Source organism: Dickeya zeae NCPPB 2538 (assembly GCF_000406165.1).
Classification (GTDB): domain Bacteria; phylum Pseudomonadota; class Gammaproteobacteria; order Enterobacterales; family Enterobacteriaceae; genus Dickeya; species Dickeya zeae.
Window position 1 is genome coordinate 267,924 of sequence record NZ_CM001977.1, and the last position, 20,379, is coordinate 288,302.

Genomic DNA, 20,379 nt, shown 5'->3' on the forward strand with positions numbered 1-20,379 from the left:
GGCCTGGCGACGGGCTGTCTGGTGATGTGCGCGGTAGTACGCAGGCTATCGTTCTCTCTTTGTATCCATTACCTTTTTCTGCGCGTTGTCTCGCATCCATCGGCCTTATTGCTGCGTTGCTCGATTCACTATCGTTTATTGATGGCTACCATAAATTGTCCACATCCCGGCGTGTTAACCCGATGTCTTCCAGTTGATTGTTATCTAACTGGCGCAGTGCTTTTCTTGCTCGTCGCCGCTGCCGCCAGGCGCGCCAGCGCTGGCGTGTGCGGTGAAGAAAAATATGCAGGCTGAGGCGGGTATGTGGACGGCGTGGTTGTGCCATAGTGCAATCTCCGGTGAAACAGTGTCGGAAATCAGTGTGCCGTCGGCGAACTTTAGGATACAGATGCAGGAAATGACTATTCTGAAGATACAGAAGCGTGATTGCGTGATCTGAATGACCCTTTTTATGGTGATCTGTACCTGTTCGTCTTTTCCACTTCGTGGTTTAAAGAAGACAGATACAGATAGTGAGTTTGGTGAAGAGAGTATTGGCTGTTTGACTCGCAGACTACTGGCGCTAGAGATGCCGAATATCCTGTCGTGTCAGGCCGATATCCCGCAGGCGACTATCATCCAGCGCATTGAGTATCTTGCGGGTTTGGTGTCGCTGGTACTGGCTTTGTATCAGGTGATTCAGGCGTTGCAATAGAGAGCGAGGCGTCAGATGCTGTGTCATGGTTGTTCTCCGTAAGCGATGGGAACATCATTATGGCAAGTGCATCTGTATGGTTTTATAGACAGAGCTCGGGTTTATTTTTAATACAGATGGCGTCAAAGACGATCTGAATGGCGGTTTTGATGATTGTCTGTATGGCGATGGTGGGTACGGTATGAATAAGGGGAACGGGTGATGACGCGATATCAACTTTTGGCGACGTTACTGACACAGCGCATTGAACAAGGGCTGTATCAGAGTGGCGAGCGCTTGCCATCCGTTCGGGCGCTAAGCCAGGAGCATGGTGTCAGCATCAGTACCGTACAGCAGGCTTATTATCTGCTGGAGCAGCAGCAGTTAATTGTGCCGTTGCCCCGCTCGGGCTATTTCGTTCGCTCTGGTAAAACCCAGCCACCGATACCGGCGATGAGTAAACCGGTACAGCGCCCGGTTGAGGTGAAAAAATGGGGCGCGGTGCTGGAACTGGTTAACGCCAGGCTGGACCCGGAGACAATCTCTTTAGGCAGTAGCGTACCCGATCTTACCCAGAGCACACTCAAACCGTTGTGGAAGCAGTTGCAACGTATCGGCCAGAAACAGCTGGTCTCCGCCTTTACCTACGATAATCTGGCAGGGGTACCGGTGTTGCGGGAGCAAATCGCCCGGTTAATGGTTGATAGTGGTTGTCAGCTATCGGCTGACGATATTGTGGTGACCACAGGATGTACTGAGGCGCTAGCGGTGGCGGTGAGGGCATTGGCGCATCCGGGCGATATCATCGCTGTGGAATCACCGGTGTTTCACGGCATTTTGCAGATCTTGTGCGGGTTGGATATCAAGGTGATTGAGATCCCAACCGATTTCACGTCCGGTATCAATCTGGAAGCGCTGGAGCTGGCGCTGGACCAGTGGCCCATCAAGGCGGTGATCACTGTACCGCATTGCAACAATCCACTGGGATTCATCATGCCGTTACAACGCAAACGCGCGTTGCTGACACTGGCGCAGCGTTACGATATCGCCATTATCGAGGATGATGTGTATGGCGAATTGGCTTACGAATACCCACGTCCGGCAACGCTGAAGTCGATGGATACTGAGGGGCGGGTATTGCTGTGCAGCTCGTTCTCCAAGACGCTGGCTCCGGGTTTGCGTGTGGGGTGGTTGGCGCCGGGGCGCTATCTCGACCGGGCTTTGCATATGAAATACACCAGCACCGGCTCTTCTGCGGTTTGTACACAACTGGCGGTAGCGGAGTTTATCCGGCAGGGGCATTATCAGCCGCATATAAGGCGTATGCGTGGTATTTACCAGCGTAATCTGGAGCGGTTTACCTGCTGGGTGCGTCGCTATTTTCCCGATACCATTTGCGTCAGTCGGCCACAGGGCGGCTTCGTTTTATGGGTGGAAATGCCCGAGTCCTTTGATGGCGTACAGCTTAGTCAGACACTGCGCAAAGATAAGATCCATGTAGCTGGTGGTGCGTTGTTTTCCGCATCCGGCAAATACCGTCATGGCTTACGTTTGAGCTTCGCGATGCCGATGACGCCCCACATAGAGCAGACGATAGCGACGATCGGGGCCGCGGTCGAACAGACGCTGGTCAAGAGAGAAGGCGAGGCGGCGGTCTAGCGGGCTGTGATTCAAATGCCGCTAAACCAGTTATACCCCTGATCTTCCCAGTAGCCGCCGGGGTTAGTATCGCTGACGAACAGTGCGGCGATGTGTTTAGCGTTTTTGAAGCCCAATTTAGTGGGAACGCGTAAACGTAGTGGGTAGCCGTAATCTGGCGGTAGCGTCTGATCGCCGAATTCCAGTGCCAGAATGGTTTGCGGATGCAGGGCGGTGGCCATATCGATGCTGGAATAGTAGCGGTCAGCGCATTTAAAACCGACGTAACGGGCGTTCAGGTCAGCCCCGATATGTTGCAGAAACAGACGCAGTGGGATGCCACGCCACTGGCCGATGGCGCTCCAGCCTTCAATACAGATAAGTCGCGTAATTTGCGTTTCCTGCGGTAGCTGGCGCAATTGTTCCAGCGTCCAGACCCCTTTTTTTTCGACCTTACCGCTGACTTCAAGACGATAGCTGTCCAGATCGATATCCGGCACGTTGTATTCCGGGTAGAACGCGTTGAAGGGAAACGGCTGGGTGACCTGATCGGGTCGGTAGCTGGGAGCCAGACGCTGCCCACTGAATAACCAGGCTTGAACCCGATCGTTCCAGCGCGACATCGCCCACAAGACTTTATCGATGTTGTCGCCATCTTGCATATTACAGCCAGTCAGCATCGCTACTGCGCCGAGCGTCAGCCCGGAGCGCAGCATCAGGCGGCGTTCGAGATTCACCAACTGCTTTTTCTGGCTCGGCTCCAGCATCAGCGTAGCGCGGCGCTGTGGTTTGTCACTCATGTTTGCCTCCGGTCAGCATTGCCCACAGGGTTCGCGGTACGATAAGTACCATCAGGACGTGGATGACCACGAACAGCGCGATGCCACTCATCGCCAGAAAGTGGACATAACGGGCGGTGGCGAAACCGCCTAACAGATTAGTAAGCCAGGACAACTGAACCGGCTTCCAGATTGCCAGCCCGGACAGCATCAGCAGCACGCCGAGTGCGATGACGCCGAAATACATGAGTTTCTGGATGGCGTTGTACTGGTGGGACGTATGGCGTAAGCGTAGGGTGAGCGTCTGGTGAATGTCATGCCAGAGCGCTCTGAGACTGAGCGGCAACCAGCGCTGCCGCCAGTGGCCGCTGGCAAGACTCCACACCACATACAATAAGCCATTACCCGCCCACAGCCACATGACCGCCAGATGCCAGCCAATCGCGCCGCCGAGCCAGCCGCCCAATGTCATGGTGGCCGGGAAATGAAAGTTGAATAACGGCGAGGCGTTATAAATTTCCCAGCCGCTCATAAACATACCTGTCATAGCCAGCAGATTGATCCAGTGGGCAAGCCTGACGGGCCAGGCGTGTATCGGGCGGCGGGATGGCGACATGGCGGACTCCGGTTACATGGGGGGGACGGTGCCGTCTTTACCAGCGGAAACCGCTACGGCAATGCGCTTGCCCTGATCGTCAAGCCGTGAGAACAGCACGATGTGGGCGCCAGGTTTCAGCAGACTACGATCGCCGGGCGCGATGCTGACGATAGGTACGTCATCCGGTACCACCACGGTTTTCTGCCCGCCGTTATAGGTCACGGTCAGTGTTCGGCCATTGCTGTTAACTAACTTGCCGACAGTGCCGTTGGTCATGGTGCCACTTTTCCCGTCAGCGGATTCCCACGGGCGGAAACCTTCACCGGTACCACGCAGGCTGGCATCGAAGACATGCACTTCCAGTGCTTTGAGTGTGCCATCAGGCTGAGGGATGGCCGCGGTGCCGATAAAACTATCGGGTTTGATATCACCCGGTTCGGCTTTGCTGATACTCATCACGCGGGTGTCAGCAGTCAATGTGGCATCGACTTTCTGCCCTTTGCGGTCAGTGAGTTGCAACTGTGTGTCCGATACCGCCGTAATGGTGCCACGGATGGGTGATGGTGGTTTGGCTGGCGCGTCGGCGGCGCTGACCACGTGGCTACAAAGCAGTAAAGAAGAAAGCAACAGCCCGGCAAAACGATGTGTTGTCATGATGGATTTCCCCTGAGTTGGCGTGTGTCCATCATGGTGAGGCGTTCCGGTCGTCAGGATGACGATTTGATGACATTAATGTCATCAAGTCAGGGGGCTGGAGTTGCTATGATAACGCCCGGTTCCATCCGAAGGCGGGAGTAGAGGCAATGCGTATTCTGGTGGTTGAAGACGATGGCAGTACCGGCGATTACCTGAAAAAAGGACTCACCGAAGCAGGTTATGCCGTTGATCTGGCACGTAACGGTACCGACGGGTTATTTAATGCGCTTGAGCACAGTTATGACGCCATCATTCTGGATGTGATGTTGCCGGGGCTTAACGGTTGGCAAATTATTGAGATGCTGCGTAAAAAAAGCGATGTACCGGTGCTGTTTCTGACGGCGCGCGACCAGTTACACGACCGTATTCACGGGCTGGAACTGGGGGCCGACGACTACCTGATCAAACCGTTTTCGTTTACCGAGCTGGTGTTGCGTATTCGCACGTTGCTGCGCCGGGGTGTGGTACGTGAAGCTGATCACTACGCTGTGGCGGACTTACGCCTCGACGTATTGCGGCGTAAGGCTACCCGGCAAGAGGTGGTGATCCCGCTCACTAATAAAGAGTTTATGCTGCTGCATCTGCTGGTGCGGCGCGAAGGTGAGGTGTTATCGCGTACCTTGATTGCTTCGCAGGTGTGGGACATGAATTTTGATAGTGATACCAACGTGGTGGATGTGGCGGTGAAACGCTTGCGTGCCAAGATAGACAAACCGTTTGATATCAAACTCATCCACACGGTGCGCGGTATTGGCTATGTCTGCGAGCCGCGTTCATGAACCTCTGGCTTCAGCGCTGGCGCGCTATCTCCCTGAAGACCCGTTGCAGCTTGCTGTTTGCGTTGGTTGCCGCGCTGGTGGTCAGCCTGGCGGGCAGTTACCTGTATAGCGCGCTGTGGCAGGAAATGTACCGACGTAGTGATTTGCAGGTAACCGGGCGCGTCGACTATTACCGCCACCTGTTGGGGAAAAATTTTACGCTGCCGGTGTTGACCAGTAATACCGGACTGTTTGAGAACATGCTGGGGAGTGAGCAGGATGTATTGCTGTTTTCACTACCGGGGCAAAAGCCGCTTATCAGCGTTAATCCGGCGCATATTTCACTGCCGCCATTAACGCCGGTGGTGGAGAACTCACCGTTGCGGGTTTCCAGCGTGCAAGGGGGCGTTACCGCTGATGGTGTGCCGATGCGTGCGATCGCCGCTCAGGTTCGGCTCAACGACGGGCAATTGCTGCAGATTGCCGCCGCCCATGTGATGCTCAATGAGCAACGAATGCTGGAGCATTACCTCTGGCGTGTGGTGGGGGCGGTGGTAGCCGCGTTCATATTGATAGCCGCGTTGGGGTATCTGGTTTTGCGCCGTGGTCTCTCGCCGTTATGGCGTATGGCGGCGCAGGCGTCGGCGATTGCGCCGAACACCTTATCCACCCGTGTCAGCGATGCCGATGCCCCGCAGGAAGTGCGGCAATTGATTCGTGCTTTTAACGCCATGTTGGATCGTCTCAACGAGGGTTATCAGCGATTAACCCAGTTTTCTGCCGACCTGGCGCATGAGATTCGCACGCCGATCGGTGCGCTGATGGGGCATTGTCAGGTCGCGCTGTATCAGCCACGCAGTGTGGAAGAGTATGAAACGCTACTGTCGGACAATATTGCCGAACTGGAGCGCCTGTCGCGGATGGTAGAAAACATCCTGTTTCTGGCCCGCGCCAGCCATGAGCAACCGGTCCTTAACCGGGTGCCGGTTGACGTGGAGGCCGAGCTGCGCCGGGTAGCGGATTACTTTGATATGCTGGCGGATGAGCGTGGTATCGAACTGCGCTATGAAGGTCAGGCGACACTGTCGGTGGATGCGTTATTGTTCCAGCGTGCGCTGAGTAATCTGGTTGCCAACGCGGTACGGTATGCGCATGCAGACAGCCCGATAACGTTGAGTGCGAGCACATCGCCTGAAGGGATTGTGATAGCGGTGACCAACCTCGGCCCCTTATTGCCGTCGGAGCAATTGGAGCGGCTGTTTGACCGATTTTACCGCGTGGATGCGACCCGCAGCGCGAGTAGTGACTCCAGTGGGCTGGGGTTGTCTATCGTTCGGGCCATCATGACCTTGCATGGCGGCGAGGTGATCGCCCGGTGCGATCCTGTTAATCAAATCACCGGGCGGATCTGTTTTAGCCTGATCTTCCCGGCGGTTGATCGCATCGCCTAGATCGAGAGGAACGGATCGCCGATGTCGCGGCGATCCGGATGCGACGTCACTCCATCGCCGCTCTTCCCAGATAACCATCCCAGTCTTTCCATACCGGCTGTAACCCAGCCTGCGCCAGCGCATCCGCCACGTCTTGCGGGCGGCGATTGTCGTGCGGGATGAATTGCTCCAGCTCCGGGTGATCGTCGGCGTAGCCGCCCGGTTGGGTTTTGGAAAACGCGCTGACGTTGTTGATAGCAATCGGGATCATATGGTCGCGGAAGAACGGTGACTCACGGGTAGAGAGCGACAGTTCCACATCGGGTGCCAGCAGCCGGAAGGCGCAGATAACCTGCATCAGCTGTGCCTCATCCATCAACGAGGCGGGTTCAATGCCGCCCGCACAAGGGCGCAGGCGTGGGAACGACACCGAGTAGCGGCTTTGCCAGTAGGTTTGCTGTAAATACAGCAGGTGCTCGGCCACCATATAGCAGTCGGTGCGCCAGCTGTCCGACAGCCCAATGAGCGCCCCCAGCCCGATCTTGTCGATACCGGCGCGTCCCAGCCTGTCTGGTGTTGCCAGCCGCCAGGCGAAGTCTTGCTTATGGCCGCGCAGGTGGTGGTGGGCATAGGTTCTGGCGTGATAGGTTTCCTGATACACCATCACCCCATCCAACCCGAGGGTTTTCAGCTCGGCGTAATCTTCCTGCGATAGCGGCTGTACTTCCATCATCAGTGAACTGAATTGCGGGCGAATTAACGGCAGCATCTGGCGAAAATAATCCATTCCCACTTTACGCTGGTGTTCACCGGTCACCAGCAGCAGGTGGTCGAACCCCAGCGCCTTGATAGCCTCGCATTCGCGTTGGATTTCCTGCTCATTGAGTGTCTTGCGTTTGAGGTGGTTACTCATGGAGAAACCACAATAGGTACAGTCGTTGGCGCACAGATTGGAAAGGTACAGCGGCACATAGAAACTGACGGTGTTGCCAAAACGCTGGCGCGTCAGTTGCTGCGCCCGCTGGGCCAGCGGTTCCAGCCAGCGACTGGCAGCAGGCGACAGCAACGCCATCATATCGTCGCGCGTGAGCCGATTAGCGTACAGCGCCCGCTCTACGTCAGCGTCGGTTTTACTGTTGATGCGCAGGGTCAGGTCATGCCATTCCAGCTGTTGCCAGCGGTGTTCAAACGACGGTTGAGCGTGAGTGTCCATTACTCGGTGGCCTCCGTCTGGCGCAGAAAACCGGTCAGCGGGCTGGTGGCGCTGGCGAGGTGCTGGCGGCCGCCCAGACCGGCCTGACGGGCGAGCGCCCCGGCGTCCACCGCCAGCCGGAAGGCGTGTGCCATCTGCACTGGGTCACGTGCCACGGCGATAGCGGTATTAACCAGTACCGCATCGGCACCCAGTTCGATGGCTTCTGCCGCATGGCTGGGGGCGCCGATGCCAGCATCCACAACTACCGGCACCCGCGCCTGTTCGACGATAATGCGTAGAAAGTCGCGTGTTTGCAGCCCTTGATTAGAGCCGATGGGGGCACCGAGCGGCATCACCGCGGCACAACCGACGTCTTCCAGACGCTTGCATAACACCGGGTCGGCACCGCAGTAGGGCAGTACCACAAAGCCATCTTTCACCAGTTGTTCTGCGGCTTTCAGCGTTTCCACCGGATCCGGCAGCAGGTATTTCATGTCCGGGTGGATTTCCAGTTTCACCCAGTGCGTGCCCAGCGCTTCACGCGCCAGTCGGGCGGCGAATACCGCTTCTTCAGCGGTTTTGGCTCCCGAGGTATTGGGCAGCAGGTGCACGCCCAGTTCACGTAGCGGGGCCAGAATGGCATCGCTGCCGCCTTTCAAATCCACCCGTTTCATTGCCAGCGTGACCAGTTGCGAGCCGCTGGCGCGCAGCGCATCCTGCATCAGTTGTGCACCAGCAAACTTTCCAGTGCCGGTTAATAACCGGGACGTAAACGTTGTATCTGCAATCTTCAGCATCTCAACCTCCTGCGATTGCCTGAAACAATAAAATGTCATCACCATCCCGCACGGCAGAATGTGCCCAGGCATCACGCGGGATGATGGTGTGATTGATAGCCAGCGCCGTGCCGGGCTGTAATCGGTTCAACTGCTCAAGCAGTTGCGCGACGGTCAACTCGCTGTGCAGTTCGATAACCTCATCGTTGAGCCGGATCTTCATGCCCGCCCTCCACATACCGGACAGGTGGCCGAGCGTGCCAGTTGCAGCGTGGTCCATTGCTGCTGGCGTGCATCGAACAGCCGTAACTTGCCGTCCAGTGGAGAGGGTAATCCGCACAGTAATTTGATCGCTTCCAGCGCCTGCAAGGTACCCATCACGCCGACCACCGGGCCAAGGACACCGGCGGTGCGGCAGTTGCGTTGGGGCTCCGTCGCATCCGGGTAGAGACAGGCGTAGCAGCCGTGCGGGTAAGGGGGTGTCAGTACCAGCAACTGGCCGCTGAACCCTACCGCACTGGCGCTAATCAGCGGTTTTTGCGCCGCGACGCAGGCCGCATTGACCGCGTGACGGGTAGTCATGTTGTCGCAGCAGTCCAGTACCAGATCGGCTTGCGCTACCTCGGTGGTCAGCGATTCGCCTTCAAGCCGGGTGGTCAGCGTGACGGTTTTCACCAGCGGATTAATCGCTTCCAGCGCGTGGCGGGCCAGCACGGCTTTAGGGTGTGACAGGTCTGCATTACGGTAGAGAATCTGTCGTTGCAGGTTAGAGATGTGTAGGGTGTCGTGGTCCGCCAGCAGCAGGGTGCCAACCCCCGCGGCCGCCAGATAGAGTGCTGCCGGTGAGCCCAGCCCACCCAGCCCAACCAGCAACACGCGGGAGGCCGCCAGTTTCTGTTGCCCTTCCTGGCCGATATCCTCCAGTAACAGCTGGCGGCTGTAGCGCATAAATGCCTGATCATCGAGCATGTTACGCCTCCCGTCCTTCGATCAATTGCAGTAACGTCGCGGTCGCGGCGCGCCAGTCAGCGGCCTGAGTGATGGCGCTGACTACGGCGATGCTGCCGACCCCGGTTTCCAGCACGGCGGGTACCCGGTCAATGCTGATACCGCCGATAGCCACGGTGGGAAAGCGCCCGTTCAACGCGCGAATATGGCGAGCCAATTCCACCAGACCTTGCGGTGCCGATGGCATGGCTTTGGTTTGGGTCGGGAAAATATGGCCCAGCGCAATGTAGGACGGCGACAGGGCGACGGCGCGTGCCAGCTCAGCATCGTCATGGGTTGATACGCCCAGACGTAACCCGGCGGCGTGGATTGCCGCCAGATCGGCGGTATCAAGATCCTCCTGACCCAAGTGTACGCCGTATGCCTGATGCCTGACGGCCAGTTGCCAGTAATCGTTGATGAACAGCCGGGCCTGATACTGACGGCCAAGGGCAATCGCCCGGATAATGTCAGGCTCGGCCTGCTCTGCTGGCTGGTCTTTGATGCGTAGCTGGAGGGTACGAACCCCCGCATCCAGCAGGCGTTCAATCCATATCACGCTATCGACCACCGGATAAAGCCCCAGCCGGGCGTCGGTGGTGAGAAACGCGCGGGTCATCAGCGTTCCTCCTGCGGCAGGCTGGTAGCGGTGTGGTACAGCTCGCTACCGCGAGCGCGGAATTCGGCGGACATGTTTGCCATGCCGACATCGATCGGTTGCGCTTCCTGACGGGCGGCGTAGTCACGTACTTCCTGTGTAATCTTCATCGAACAGAATTTCGGCCCGCACATCGAGCAGAAATGCGCGACTTTGCCAGATTCCTGCGGCAGGGTTTCATCGTGGTAGGCGCGAGCGGTTTCCGGGTCCAGCGCCAGATTGAACTGGTCTTCCCAGCGGAATTCAAAGCGTGCCTTGGACATGGCGTTATCGCGGATCTGCGCGCCGGGGTGCCCCTTCGCCAGATCGGCGGCGTGAGCCGCGATCTTATAGGCGATAAGCCCTTGTTTAACGTCGTTTTTGTTCGGTAGGCCCAAATGTTCTTTCGGGGTGACGTAGCACAGCATGGCGCAGCCGAACCAGCCGATCATCGCCGCACCGATACCCGACGTGAAATGGTCATAGCCCGGCGCGATATCCGTGGTGAGCGGGCCCAGCGTGTAGAACGGCGCTTCATGGCAGTGTTCCAGCTCTTCGGTCATGTTGCGGCGGATCATCTGCATCGGGACATGACCGGGGCCTTCGATCATTACCTGCACGTCATATTCCCAGGCGATTTTAGTCAGCTCGCCCAGCGTGTGCAGTTCGGCGAACTGCGCTTCGTCATTGGCGTCCTGAATCGAGCCGGGGCGCAGACCATCACCCAGTGACAGGGCGACGTCATAGGCACTACAGATTTCGCAAATTTCGCGGAAATGCTGGTAGAGGAAATTTTCCTGATGGTGCGACAGGCACCATTTCGCCATGATGGAGCCGCCGCGCGACACAATGCCCGTCAGGCGTTTGGCGGTCATCGGGACATAGCGCAACAACACACCGGCATGGATGGTGAAATAATCTACCCCTTGTTCGGCCTGTTCCAGCAAGGTGTCGCGGAACAGTTCCCAGGTGAGGTTTTCCGCGATGCCGTTGACCTTTTCCAGCGCCTGATAGATAGGCACGGTGCCGATTGGCACCGGGCTGTTGCGCAGGATCCACTCGCGGGTTTCATGAATATAGCGCCCGGTGGATAAGTCCATTACTGTGTCCGCACCCCAGCGGGTTGCCCACACCAGTTTCTCGACTTCTTCCTCAATCGAAGAGGTCACCGCAGAGTTGCCGATATTGGCGTTCACCTTCACCAGAAAATTACGACCGATGATCATCGGCTCCGATTCCGGGTGATTAATGTTGGCGGGGATAATCGCACGCCCGGCCGCGACTTCCTGACGCACGAATTCCGGTGTGATGTCGTCCGGCAGCAACGCACCAAAACTGTGGCCCGGATGCTGCTGGCGCAGAACCTCGCCGCGAATACGCTCACGTCCCATATTTTCGCGGATGGCGATGAATTCCATCTCTGGCGTGATGACTCCCTGACGGGCGTAGTGCAACTGGGTGACGCGGCGTCCCGCTTTGGCACGTCTGGGGTGCGGCAGGTGTTCAAAACGCAGGTGGTCGAGACCACTATCCGCCAGCCGCTGTTGGGTAAAACCGGAACTGACGTGCGATAAGGTTTCCGTGTCGTCACGTTCGGCAATCCAGTCGGCCCGCAGTTTACCAAGCCCACGGTGTACATCTGGCGTGACGGCCGGGTCGCCGTAGGGACCGGCGGTATCATAAACCGGCACCGCTTCGTTAGGTTCATAGCGTGGATTGTCGCGGCTACCGCCCACCAGCGTTGGGCTTAGCTGAATTTCCCGCATGGGCACGCGAATATCTAGGCGTGAACCGGTCAAATAAATCCGCTGTGAGTTTGGGAAGGTTGAGCCGCGCAGCGTATCGATGAACTGTTGAGCAGCAGCACGTTGTTCACGACGACCGGACGGTGTTTTTTCTCCAGAAGCCGTCAGCTCCGTGGACAGTTTGGATTCGGTAGACATAGCAAGTTCCTGTTCATTAAATGGGAAGATTGCTTGTCTGGAGTTCGGAGGGAGTAATCGCCGGATGCTGGCTGGCAACGGCATCGGGCATGTTGCCCTGACTGTTGCGCCGCTCCCCTGAATGGATGTTGGGGGGCGATATCATTACTCTTGTTCCCTTCGCAGGTATTAACCTGATCAGGTTCCGCGGATCCCGAATTAACGGTCTCAGCCCACGCGCCATCAGGCGTGTTGGGCACTCCGACAAGATAGGGCCCCATGCGGGGCATAAAACTCGTGGTCAATTAAAACAATTAGCCACGACAACACTACAGTCACTTTATGCGCTGTGGGGCGGCGGCGTCAATGATCGAATATCAGCCAAGTCTGGTGATCCGCTGGGGGGATGTGCATTGCCAAGGCTTCACCCGCGCCGGATAATGCCTGACGGAATGTCGTCATGTTGACAAGGTCGATGAAAACACCAACGGGCTACCTGACAGGCCAGCCTGATAATAAGCGGGGCGATAAAAGAGATGGAAGTGACGCTAAAAGGTGAAGAAAGCGGGTGGTGGGTGGTATATCACCGCCACCAGATCTGGCTGCCTCAGGGCGAGTTACCGAAAGGAACAGCAGCGCAGTGGCAGTTGCAACAGCGTTCTGCCCGTCAGGTTGGCGAATGGCTGGGGGAGCCGGTCTGGCTGGTGCTACAGGAAAAGGCGAACGACATGGGGTCGGTACGCGAACTGCTGAGTCAGGATGCCGGGTTGTTCCAGTTGGCGGGCCGTGCGGTGCAACTGGCGGAATTCTACCGTTCGCACCGATTTTGCGGTTACTGCGGCCATGAAATGTCAGCCAGTACTACTGAGCTGGCCTGCCTGTGTCACCACTGCAAAGAGCGTTACTATCCGCAAATCGCCCCTTGTGTAATTGTGGCTATCCGCCATCACGACAGTATTCTGCTGGCGCAGCATTTACGCCACAAAGGCAATATGTACACCACACTGGCCGGTTTCGTTGAAGTGGGGGAAACGCTGGAACAGGCGGTAGCGCGGGAAGTGATGGAAGAGAGCAATGTTCGCGTCAAAAACCTGCGTTATGTCAGTTCACAGCCGTGGCCGTTCCCGCATTCGTTGATGATGGCGTTCATGGCCGATTATGACGGCGGAGAACTGAAGCATGACCCATCTGAACTGCGGGATGCTAACTGGTTTCGCTATGACCGCTTGCCGGAATTGCCGCCACCGGGTACGGTAGCCCGGCGTTTGATTGAAGACACGGTCGTACTGTGCCGTGAGGCTGATCAGTGATCGGCCATCGCCAGCGACAATCATGCCTGCACGCAGGCGTTACAAGGAAAAGACCATGACTGATCTGAAAAATGATCGCTATTTGCGTGCGCTGTTGCGCCAGCCTGTGGATGTGACTCCGGTATGGATGATGCGTCAGGCAGGGCGTTACCTGCCTGAGTACCGTGCGACCCGCTCGCAAGCCGGTGATTTTATGTCGCTGTGCAAGAATGCCGAATTGGCCTGTGAAGTGACGTTACAGCCGCTACGGCGCTACAACCTTGATGCCGCTATCCTGTTTTCCGATATTCTCACTGTGCCGGATGCGATGGGGTTGGGGCTCTATTTTGAAGCGGGGGAAGGGCCGCGCTTTACCTCACCGGTGACCTGCCATGCCGATGTGAAAAAATTGCCGATACCGGACCCGGAACTTGAACTGGGTTACGTGATGAACGCGGTACGGACTATTCGCCGCAATCTGGCTGGCGCGGTCCCGCTAATCGGTTTTTCCGGCAGTCCATGGACGCTGGCGACGTATATGGTTGAAGGCGGTAGCAGCAAAGCCTTTACCGTCATCAAAAAAATGATGTTTGCCGAGCCGCATACGCTGCATTTACTGCTGGATAAGCTGGCGGATAGCGTCACACTTTACCTGAATGCCCAGATTCGAGCTGGGGCGCAGGCGGTGATGATTTTTGATACCTGGGGTGGCGCACTCAGTGGCCCGGCTTACCGTGAATTTTCGCTACACTACATGCATAAAATTGTCGATGGCTTGCAGCGTGAACATGATGGTCGTCGTGTACCGGTGACGTTGTTTACCAAAGGCGGCGGTCAGTGGCTGGAAGCGATGGCGGATACCGGTTGTGACGCGTTGGGGCTCGACTGGACGACGGATATTGCCGACGCACGGCGTCGCGTGGGAGACCGGGTTGCGCTACAGGGCAACATGGACCCGTCGATGCTGTATGCACCGCCAGCTCGTATTGAGCAGGAGGTCGCCACCATTCTGGCGGGCTTCGGTTCTGGCAATGGCCATGTGTTTAACCTGGGGCATGGTATCCATCAGGATGTGCCGCCGGAGCATGCCGGTGTTTTCGTTGAAGCGGTACACCGTTTATCCGCACCGTATCATCAGGACATGGCCTGATGGATATACCCGCATTGCGCGCCGAGCAATGTGACAAAGCGGCGTTGGTCGTTCGTCACGATGATGTCCCTTTTGAACAACCAACGCTGATTGCCGGCGCGGATGTCGGTTTTGAGCAAGAAGGCGCGGTAACCCGTGCCGCGGTGGCGGTGCTGGCTTATCCATCGCTACAACTGGTGGAATACCAGATTGCGCGCATTCCGACGGTGATGCCTTACATCCCCGGTTTTTTGTCGTTTCGTGAGTATCCAGCGCTGATGGCGGCATGGGAACAATTACAACACCGGCCAGATTTGCTGTTTGTCGATGGACATGGCGTGTCTCATCCTCGTCGTCTGGGGGTGGCCAGTCATTTTGGTCTGCTGGTCAACGTGCCGACGATCGGTGTTGCCAAGCGCCGATTGTGCGGGCAGTTTTCGCCGCTGGCAGACGCAGCAGGCAGTCGGCAGCCATTGCTGGATAAAAATGAGCAGATCGGCTGGGTATGGCGTAGCAAGGTGCGCTGCAACCCGTTGTTCGTCTCCACCGGTCATCGTGTCGGTATGGACAGCGCGTTGCAGTGGGTTATGCGTTGCATGAGCGGGTATCGTCTGCCGGAGCCGACCCGCTGGGCGGACGCCGTGGCATCAAACCGTCCGGCGTTTCAACGCTGGCAACGTGAGGCCGGGCTGTAGGATAATGCCCGACAGTAAACTTTAGGAATTCAGGTATATGGCAGAGTGGTGATTTTCGTTACACTGCCGCCCATTATTATTGAGATAAACAATGTTACGTAACCCCATCCATCTGCGTCTGGAAAAACTGGCAAGCTGGCAGCATGTCACCTTTATGGCCTGCCTTTGTGAACGTATGTACCCCAACTACCATGAGTTCTGCCAGCAGACCGGGTTTGGGGATGCACAACTCTATCGGCGCATACTGGATTTGGTATGGGAAACGCAGGTCGTTAAAGACGCCAAGGTCAATTTCGACAGCCAGTTAGAAAAACTGGAAGACGCCATCCCCGCGCCGGACGATTACGATATTTATGGCGTTTATCCGGCCATTGATGCTTGCGTGGCGCTGAGTGAATTACTGCATTCGCGTCTGAGTGGTGAAACGCTGGAACATGCGGTGACCATTAGCGAAACGTCGATTCGCACCGTAGCGATGCTGGAAATGACGCAAGCCGGTCGGGAAATGACCGATGAAGAGTTAAAGGAGCTGCCCGCAGTTGAAGAAGAATGGGATATCCAGTGGGAGATTTTTCGCCTGCTGGCCGACTGCGAAGAACGCGATATTGAGCTGATAAAAGGACTGCGCGCTGACCTGCGTGAAGCCGGAGTCAGCAACATTGGGATAAATTTGTATCAATAACGCGATAAAACGTGATTTAAGGCCTGAAATGGCCTGTCTTTAGGCTTCACATCCGCACCCTGTCTGGTCTACATTTGGGGGGCGTAATAAAAGTGGCTGTCGGTGCGTGTATGCAGGAGAGTGCTGTTATGGCATTTCCGTCGCACTCGATGCTTAGCAAGCGATAAACACACTGTAAGGATAACTTATGAATAAGACTCAACTGATTGATGTAATTGCTGACAAAGCTGACCTTTCCAAGACCCAGGCTAAAGCTGCTCTGGAAGCTACCCTGGCAGCGATTACTGAGTCTCTGAAAGAAGGTGATGCAGTACAATTAGTTGGTTTTGGTACTTTTAAAGTCAATCATCGTAATGAGCGCACTGGCCGCAACCCGCAGACTGGTAAAGAAATCAAAATCGCTGCCGCTAATGTGCCCGCGTTTGTATCTGGTAAGGCATTGAAAGACGCTGTTAAATAAGCGCATGCTGATACAAGGTTTAAGCAGAGGGGCGATTTCGCCCCTTTTGCTTTTCTTCAGACGATATATGCGGGTGGTTGTTCCGGTGCTGGTGTGCTGGCTTACCGCCTGTAGTTCTCATTCGCCGACGCCTGCCGTGTTTGCCAGTGGTTATCTGGCCGATCGCGGTGTAGTCAGGTTATGGCGCAAGGACGACACGCCACAACATCTCACCACGCTGGTGACGGTATTCAGTTCGTTGCAAGGCAACGATGTCAAAACAACCCTGTATCGCTTCCAGCAGGGCGTATTGCGCGAGGTACAGCAGACGGCCACGTTGCCCTCACAGGGTGAAGTCAGGCTGCGTTTTGATCAGTCTGGAAATGTGAGCTTTATGCAGCGCCAGTTGCCGGACCGACGGGAATCCCTGTCGGAAGACGATATCGCGTTGTATCAGTTCGATGCCCGACGTTTGCTGGAACTCAGCGATTCGCTGCGTACAGGTAAGGTGTCACTGATGCAAGGGCACTGGAAGGCAGGTCAGGTGACCACATGCGATGGAAAAACGGTACGCCCCGATTTTGATCGCGCTTCACTGGCCTGGATTGCTCAACAGAACGAACATGCTGGTGGACCACTTGGCATCGCCTGGCTGGAGTCGCCGGAAGGTACGCAATTGTTGCAGGTAGCCGAAGCCGATTTTTGTCGCTGGGAGCCGACCGCTGAAACGTGGTAGTTAACCCGGTAGTCAGGGAATGCTGGCTCAGGGAAGAGCGGGTGCGATAAAGCAAAAAATAAGGGGCCGCAGCCCCTTGTTAACGCGGAATACGGGTCGTCAGGCTTTCTGTTCGCGAGCGATGGCACGATAGCCGATATCGCTGCGGCAGAAGCTGCCTTCCCAATGGATGGGTTTAGCCAGTTCGTAAGCGCGTTGCTGCGCATCAGCAACGCTATGGCCCAGCGCTGTCACGCACAACACGCGTCCGCCGTTAGTCACCACATCGTCGCCATTAAGCCGGGTACCGGCATGGAACACTTTTCCGTCGGTTGCTTCCTGGGTTGGCAGGCCGGAAATGACGTCACCGGTGCGGTAATCTCCCGGATAGCCGCCAGCGGCCAACACCACACCCAGTGATGGACGGGCATCCCAGTCTGAGGTTTTCTCATCCAGTTTGCCGTCGCACGCCGCCAGACAGAGTTCCACCAGATCGGATTTCAGACGCAGCATGATAGGTTGCGTTTCCGGGTCACCGAAACGGCAGTTGAATTCGATCACCTTCGGTTGGCCGTCTGCGGAAATCATCAGGCCCGCGTACAAGAACCCGGTATACACATTGCCTTCGGCCGCCATGCCGCGCACGGTTGGCCAAATAATCTGATCCATGACCCGCTGATGGACGTCATCTGTCACCACCGGTGCCGGTGAGTAAGCGCCCATGCCACCGGTGTTAGGGCCGGAATCCTGGTCACCTACACGTTTGTGATCCTGGCTGGTCGCCATCGGCAGAACATGTTCGCCATCCACCATGACGATGAAGCTGGCTTCTTCGCCATCAAGAAACTCTTCGACCACGATACGGTGACCGGCATCGCCAAACGCATTACCCGCCAACATATCGGTGGCCGCGTTTTCCGCTTCTTCCAGCGTCATGGCAACAATGACACCTTTACCCGCGGCCAGACCGTCTGCTTTGATAACAATCGGTGCACCTTTGCGACGGATATACTCCAGCGCCGGTTCAATCTCGGTGAAATTTTGGTATTCCGCGGTTGGAATATGCTGGCGAGCCAGAAAGTCCTTGGTAAAGGCTTTGGAACCTTCCAACTGGGCTGCCGCCTGCGTTGGGCCGAAAATCTTCAGGCCGGCTGCGCGGAATGCGTCGACGACACCGATGACCAGCGGCGCTTCCGGGCCAACGATAGTCAGGCCAATCGCGTTCTGGCGAGCGAAATCCAGCAGTGCCGGGATGTCTGTCGCGGCGATATTCACGTTTTCCAGCGCGGGTTCCAGAGCAGTCCCTGCATTACCTGGTGCCACATAGACTTTATCAGCCAACGGAGAATGGGCCGCTTTCCAGGCCAGTGCGTGTTCGCGACCGCCATTACCAATAATCAAAATATTCATTGTTGTAGCCCCGGATTAATGACGGAAGTGACGCATGTCGGTAAACAGCATCGCAATGCCGTGCTCGTTAGCCGCAGCGATGACTTCGTCATCACGAATGGAACCACCAGGCTGAATCACACACGTGATACCAACGGCAGCAGCGGCATCGATGCCATCACGGAACGGGAAGAACGCGTCGGATGCCATCACGGAACCTTTCACTTCCAGCCCTTCGTCACTGGCTTTGATACCTGCAATCTTGGCCGAGTAAACACGGCTCATTTGACCGGCACCGATACCGATAGTCATGTTATCGCGAGCATACACAATGGCGTTGGATTTAACGAATTTCGCCACTTTCCAGCAGAACAAAGCATCACGCAGTTCGGTCTGCGTTGGCTGGCGTTCGGTGACTACGCGCAGTTGAGCGGCGTCTACCATACCTAAATCGCGATCCTGCACCAACAGGCCACCGTTGACGCGTTTAAAATCCAGTCCAGAAACACGTTGTTGCCACTGGCCGCAGATCAATACACGAACGTTCTGCTTGGCGGCGGTAACCTTCAGCGCAGCATCGCTGGCTGCAGGAGCAATAATCACTTCTACAAACTGACGACTGATAATGGCTTGCGCGGTGGCTTCATCCAATTCGCGGTTAAACGCGATGATCCCACCGAACGCCGATGTTGGGTCGGTTTTGTAGGCGCGTTCATAAGCGTCCAGAATCGAATCACCGATTGCCACGCCGCAGGGGTTGGCATGCTTAACGATAACGCAGGCGGGTTCGGCAAATTCTTTCACGCATTCCAGTGCGGCATCGGTATCCGCGATGTTGTTGTAGGAAAGCGCTTTACCCTGTACTTGTTGCGCGGTAGCCACCGATGCCTCAGAGACATGCTCTTCTATATAGAAGGCGGCTTGCTGGTGGCTGTTTTCACCGTAACGCATATCCTGCTTTTTAATAAAGTTCAGGTTTAGCGTGCGAGGGAAACGACCAGCAGGCTGGGTGGTGTCGCCATGATAGGCCGGAACCTTGCTGCCAAAATAGTTGGCGATCATGCTGTCATAAGCGGCGGTATGTTCGAATGCCTTGATAGCCAGATCAAAACGGGTTTCGTAAGTCAGAGAACCGTCGTTGGCATCCATCTCCTCGATGATTGCCGTGTAGTCGCTGCTTTTGACGACAATCGCCACGTCATTATGGTTCTTGGCGGCGGAGCGCACCATGGTCGGGCCGCCGATATCAATATTTTCCACAGCGTCTTCCAGCGTACAGTCGGCTTTAGCGACGGTCTGGGCAAATGGGTAAAGATTGACGACCACCATATCGATTGGCTGGATATGATGCTGAGCCATAACAGCATCATCCTGACCGCGACGGCCCAGAATACCGCCATGCACTTTGGGGTGCAGAGTTTTGACGCGTCCGTCCATCATTTCCGGAAAGCCTGTGTAATCGGAAACCTCTGTTACCGGCAGACCCGCGTTGGCCAGCAGACGCGCTGTACCCCCGGTAGAGAGCAGTTCAATGCCACGCTGTGACAAAGACTGGGCAAATTCAACGATACCGGCTTTATCAGATACGCTGAGCAAAGCACGACGGATAGGACGACGTTGTTGCATGATGGTTTGATCCCCTGACTAGGTTCTTACTTTAAAGAGCGTTACGTGAATCGTTACGTGAATAGTGACAGTCATATAAAGAAAAATACGGATTGAGTCGCCAATATTCAGCTAACGCACCCACGAATATGTGTCATTCATCAGGGGAGGAATTGTAGCGAAAACGTTTGCGTGATGCTCGCCAAATTTCAAAAAATGCCAGGGTTGTGGATAACTCTGTGCAAAATAAGGTATAAGCTGGCCTTTTGCTGTGGAATGCAGCGAACGCGCGATTTAATCAAAAATACCGGTTGCGGTCGGCGAGGAACGCCCTATAATGCGACCCC

The 20,379-nt window shown here is 56.2% G+C and carries 23 protein-coding genes and 1 riboswitch; of the genes, 9 read left to right on the forward strand and 14 right to left on the reverse strand.

The window, feature by feature from the left end:
- Positions 1–145: 145 nt before the first annotated feature.
- Together DZE2538_RS01225 and DZE2538_RS20070 are read right to left on the reverse strand one after the other, a co-directional pair.
- Positions 146–325: a DUF1127 domain-containing protein gene (locus tag DZE2538_RS01225; RefSeq protein WP_038915389.1), complete on the reverse strand. Its 180-nt coding sequence runs from the start codon at positions 323–325 to the stop codon at positions 146–148.
- A gap of 237 nt (positions 326–562) precedes the next feature.
- Complete coding sequence (locus DZE2538_RS20070; RefSeq protein ID WP_080638933.1) at positions 563–721, reverse strand: DUF1127 domain-containing protein; 159 nt, start codon at positions 719–721, stop codon at positions 563–565.
- Between the two features lie 174 nt (positions 722–895).
- Here DZE2538_RS20070 and DZE2538_RS01230 point away from each other — a divergent pair, with 174 nt between their 5' ends.
- Complete coding sequence (locus DZE2538_RS01230; RefSeq protein WP_023638674.1) at positions 896–2,332, forward strand: aminotransferase-like domain-containing protein; 1,437 nt, start codon at positions 896–898, stop codon at positions 2,330–2,332.
- An 11-nt stretch (positions 2,333–2,343) separates the two neighbouring features.
- On the opposite strand, the gene DZE2538_RS01235 is transcribed toward DZE2538_RS01230, so the two are convergent.
- The 3 genes from DZE2538_RS01235 to DZE2538_RS01245 are packed head-to-tail and all read right to left on the reverse strand — an operon-like array spanning position 2,344 to position 4,342.
- Positions 2,344–3,111: a molybdopterin-dependent oxidoreductase gene (locus DZE2538_RS01235; RefSeq protein ID WP_012882970.1), complete on the reverse strand. Its 768-nt coding sequence runs from the start codon at positions 3,109–3,111 to the stop codon at positions 2,344–2,346.
- Entirely contained in the window at positions 3,104–3,706 is a 603-nt protein-coding gene (locus DZE2538_RS01240) for a cytochrome b/b6 domain-containing protein (protein ID WP_038915390.1), read from the reverse strand. The genes DZE2538_RS01235 and DZE2538_RS01240 overlap by 8 nt, the downstream gene beginning before the upstream one ends.
- A 12-nt stretch (positions 3,707–3,718) precedes the next feature.
- On the reverse strand, positions 3,719–4,342 hold the full coding sequence (locus tag DZE2538_RS01245; RefSeq protein WP_019846602.1) for a hypothetical protein: 624 nt from the start codon (positions 4,340–4,342) through the stop codon (positions 3,719–3,721).
- Positions 4,343–4,491: 149 nt separating this feature from the next.
- Between DZE2538_RS01245 and DZE2538_RS01250 the strand changes: the two genes are divergently transcribed.
- Together DZE2538_RS01250 and DZE2538_RS01255 are read left to right on the forward strand one after the other, a co-directional pair.
- Complete coding sequence (locus DZE2538_RS01250; RefSeq protein ID WP_012882973.1) at positions 4,492–5,163, forward strand: heavy metal response regulator transcription factor; 672 nt, start codon at positions 4,492–4,494, stop codon at positions 5,161–5,163.
- The gene (locus DZE2538_RS01255; RefSeq protein ID WP_038915391.1) at positions 5,160–6,593 is read left to right on the forward strand and encodes a heavy metal sensor histidine kinase; all 1,434 of its coding nucleotides are present in this window, start codon (positions 5,160–5,162) and stop codon (positions 6,591–6,593) included. Before DZE2538_RS01250 ends, DZE2538_RS01255 begins: the two co-directional genes overlap by 4 nt.
- A gap of 46 nt (positions 6,594–6,639) precedes the next feature.
- Here the strand turns inward: DZE2538_RS01255 and thiH are convergent, their stop codons facing one another.
- The 7 genes from thiH to DZE2538_RS21340 all read right to left on the reverse strand — a co-directional run bounded on the left by thiH (position 6,640) and on the right by DZE2538_RS21340 (position 12,255).
- Positions 6,640–7,785 carry a 2-iminoacetate synthase ThiH gene (gene thiH, locus DZE2538_RS01260; RefSeq protein WP_038915392.1) on the reverse strand — a complete coding sequence of 382 codons (1,146 nt, stop codon included), beginning with the start codon at positions 7,783–7,785 and terminating at the stop codon, positions 6,640–6,642.
- Positions 7,785–8,564, reverse strand: coding sequence for a thiazole synthase (locus DZE2538_RS01265; RefSeq protein WP_038915393.1), 780 nt, complete (start codon positions 8,562–8,564; stop codon positions 7,785–7,787). The genes thiH and DZE2538_RS01265 overlap by 1 nt, the downstream gene beginning before the upstream one ends.
- A gap of 1 nt (position 8,565) precedes the next feature.
- Positions 8,566–8,766 carry a sulfur carrier protein ThiS gene (gene thiS / locus DZE2538_RS01270; protein WP_012882977.1) on the reverse strand — a complete coding sequence of 67 codons (201 nt, stop codon included), beginning with the start codon at positions 8,764–8,766 and terminating at the stop codon, positions 8,566–8,568.
- Positions 8,763–9,512, reverse strand: a complete 750-nt coding sequence (locus tag DZE2538_RS01275) for a HesA/MoeB/ThiF family protein (RefSeq protein ID WP_023638679.1) — start codon at positions 9,510–9,512, stop codon at positions 8,763–8,765. Before DZE2538_RS01275 ends, thiS begins: the two co-directional genes overlap by 4 nt.
- 1 nt (position 9,513) lies before the next feature.
- A complete protein-coding gene (thiE, locus tag DZE2538_RS01280) occupies positions 9,514–10,149 on the reverse strand; it encodes a thiamine phosphate synthase (RefSeq protein ID WP_038915394.1) in 636 nt (211 codons plus the stop codon).
- The gene (thiC, locus tag DZE2538_RS01285; RefSeq protein ID WP_038912892.1) at positions 10,149–12,110 is read right to left on the reverse strand and encodes a phosphomethylpyrimidine synthase ThiC; all 1,962 of its coding nucleotides are present in this window, start codon (positions 12,108–12,110) and stop codon (positions 10,149–10,151) included. Before thiC ends, thiE begins: the two co-directional genes overlap by 1 nt.
- 16 nt (positions 12,111–12,126) lie before the next feature.
- Positions 12,127–12,255, reverse strand: a complete 129-nt coding sequence (locus tag DZE2538_RS21340; protein WP_269077910.1) for a hypothetical protein — start codon at positions 12,253–12,255, stop codon at positions 12,127–12,129.
- A riboswitch (TPP riboswitch) is annotated at positions 12,248–12,363 on the reverse strand. Its footprint overlaps the gene before it by 8 nt.
- 262 nt (positions 12,364–12,625) lie before the next feature.
- On the opposite strand from DZE2538_RS21340, the gene nudC reads away from it, so the two are divergent.
- The 6 genes from nudC (at position 12,626) to DZE2538_RS01315 (ending at position 17,059) form a co-directional block, all read left to right on the forward strand.
- Positions 12,626–13,399 (forward strand): NAD(+) diphosphatase, encoded by a 774-nt coding sequence (gene nudC, locus DZE2538_RS01290; protein ID WP_038915396.1) that lies wholly within the window; start codon positions 12,626–12,628, stop codon positions 13,397–13,399.
- A 55-nt stretch (positions 13,400–13,454) separates the two neighbouring features.
- Positions 13,455–14,528, forward strand: coding sequence for a uroporphyrinogen decarboxylase (gene hemE, locus DZE2538_RS01295; RefSeq protein ID WP_016943855.1), 1,074 nt, complete (start codon positions 13,455–13,457; stop codon positions 14,526–14,528).
- Positions 14,528–15,202, forward strand: a complete 675-nt coding sequence (nfi, locus tag DZE2538_RS01300; protein WP_038915397.1) for a deoxyribonuclease V — start codon at positions 14,528–14,530, stop codon at positions 15,200–15,202. The genes hemE and nfi overlap by 1 nt, the downstream gene beginning before the upstream one ends.
- Positions 15,203–15,293: 91 nt before the next feature.
- Positions 15,294–15,884, forward strand: a complete 591-nt coding sequence (locus DZE2538_RS01305) for a YjaG family protein (protein WP_019846612.1) — start codon at positions 15,294–15,296, stop codon at positions 15,882–15,884.
- Between the two features lie 187 nt (positions 15,885–16,071).
- Positions 16,072–16,344, forward strand: coding sequence for a nucleoid-associated protein HU-alpha (gene hupA, locus DZE2538_RS01310; RefSeq protein ID WP_012882985.1), 273 nt, complete (start codon positions 16,072–16,074; stop codon positions 16,342–16,344).
- Positions 16,345–16,348: 4 nt separating this feature from the next.
- On the forward strand, positions 16,349–17,059 hold the full coding sequence (locus tag DZE2538_RS01315) for a DUF1481 domain-containing protein (protein ID WP_038915398.1): 711 nt from the start codon (positions 16,349–16,351) through the stop codon (positions 17,057–17,059).
- Positions 17,060–17,158: 99 nt separating this feature from the next.
- Here DZE2538_RS01315 and purD read toward each other — a convergent pair whose 3' ends face one another.
- Together purD and purH are read right to left on the reverse strand one after the other, a co-directional pair.
- Entirely contained in the window at positions 17,159–18,448 is a 1,290-nt protein-coding gene (gene purD / locus DZE2538_RS01320; RefSeq protein ID WP_038915399.1) for a phosphoribosylamine--glycine ligase, read from the reverse strand.
- A 15-nt stretch (positions 18,449–18,463) separates the two neighbouring features.
- Positions 18,464–20,053, reverse strand: coding sequence for a bifunctional phosphoribosylaminoimidazolecarboxamide formyltransferase/IMP cyclohydrolase (purH, locus tag DZE2538_RS01325; RefSeq protein ID WP_038906764.1), 1,590 nt, complete (start codon positions 20,051–20,053; stop codon positions 18,464–18,466).
- Positions 20,054–20,379 lie beyond the last annotated feature (326 nt).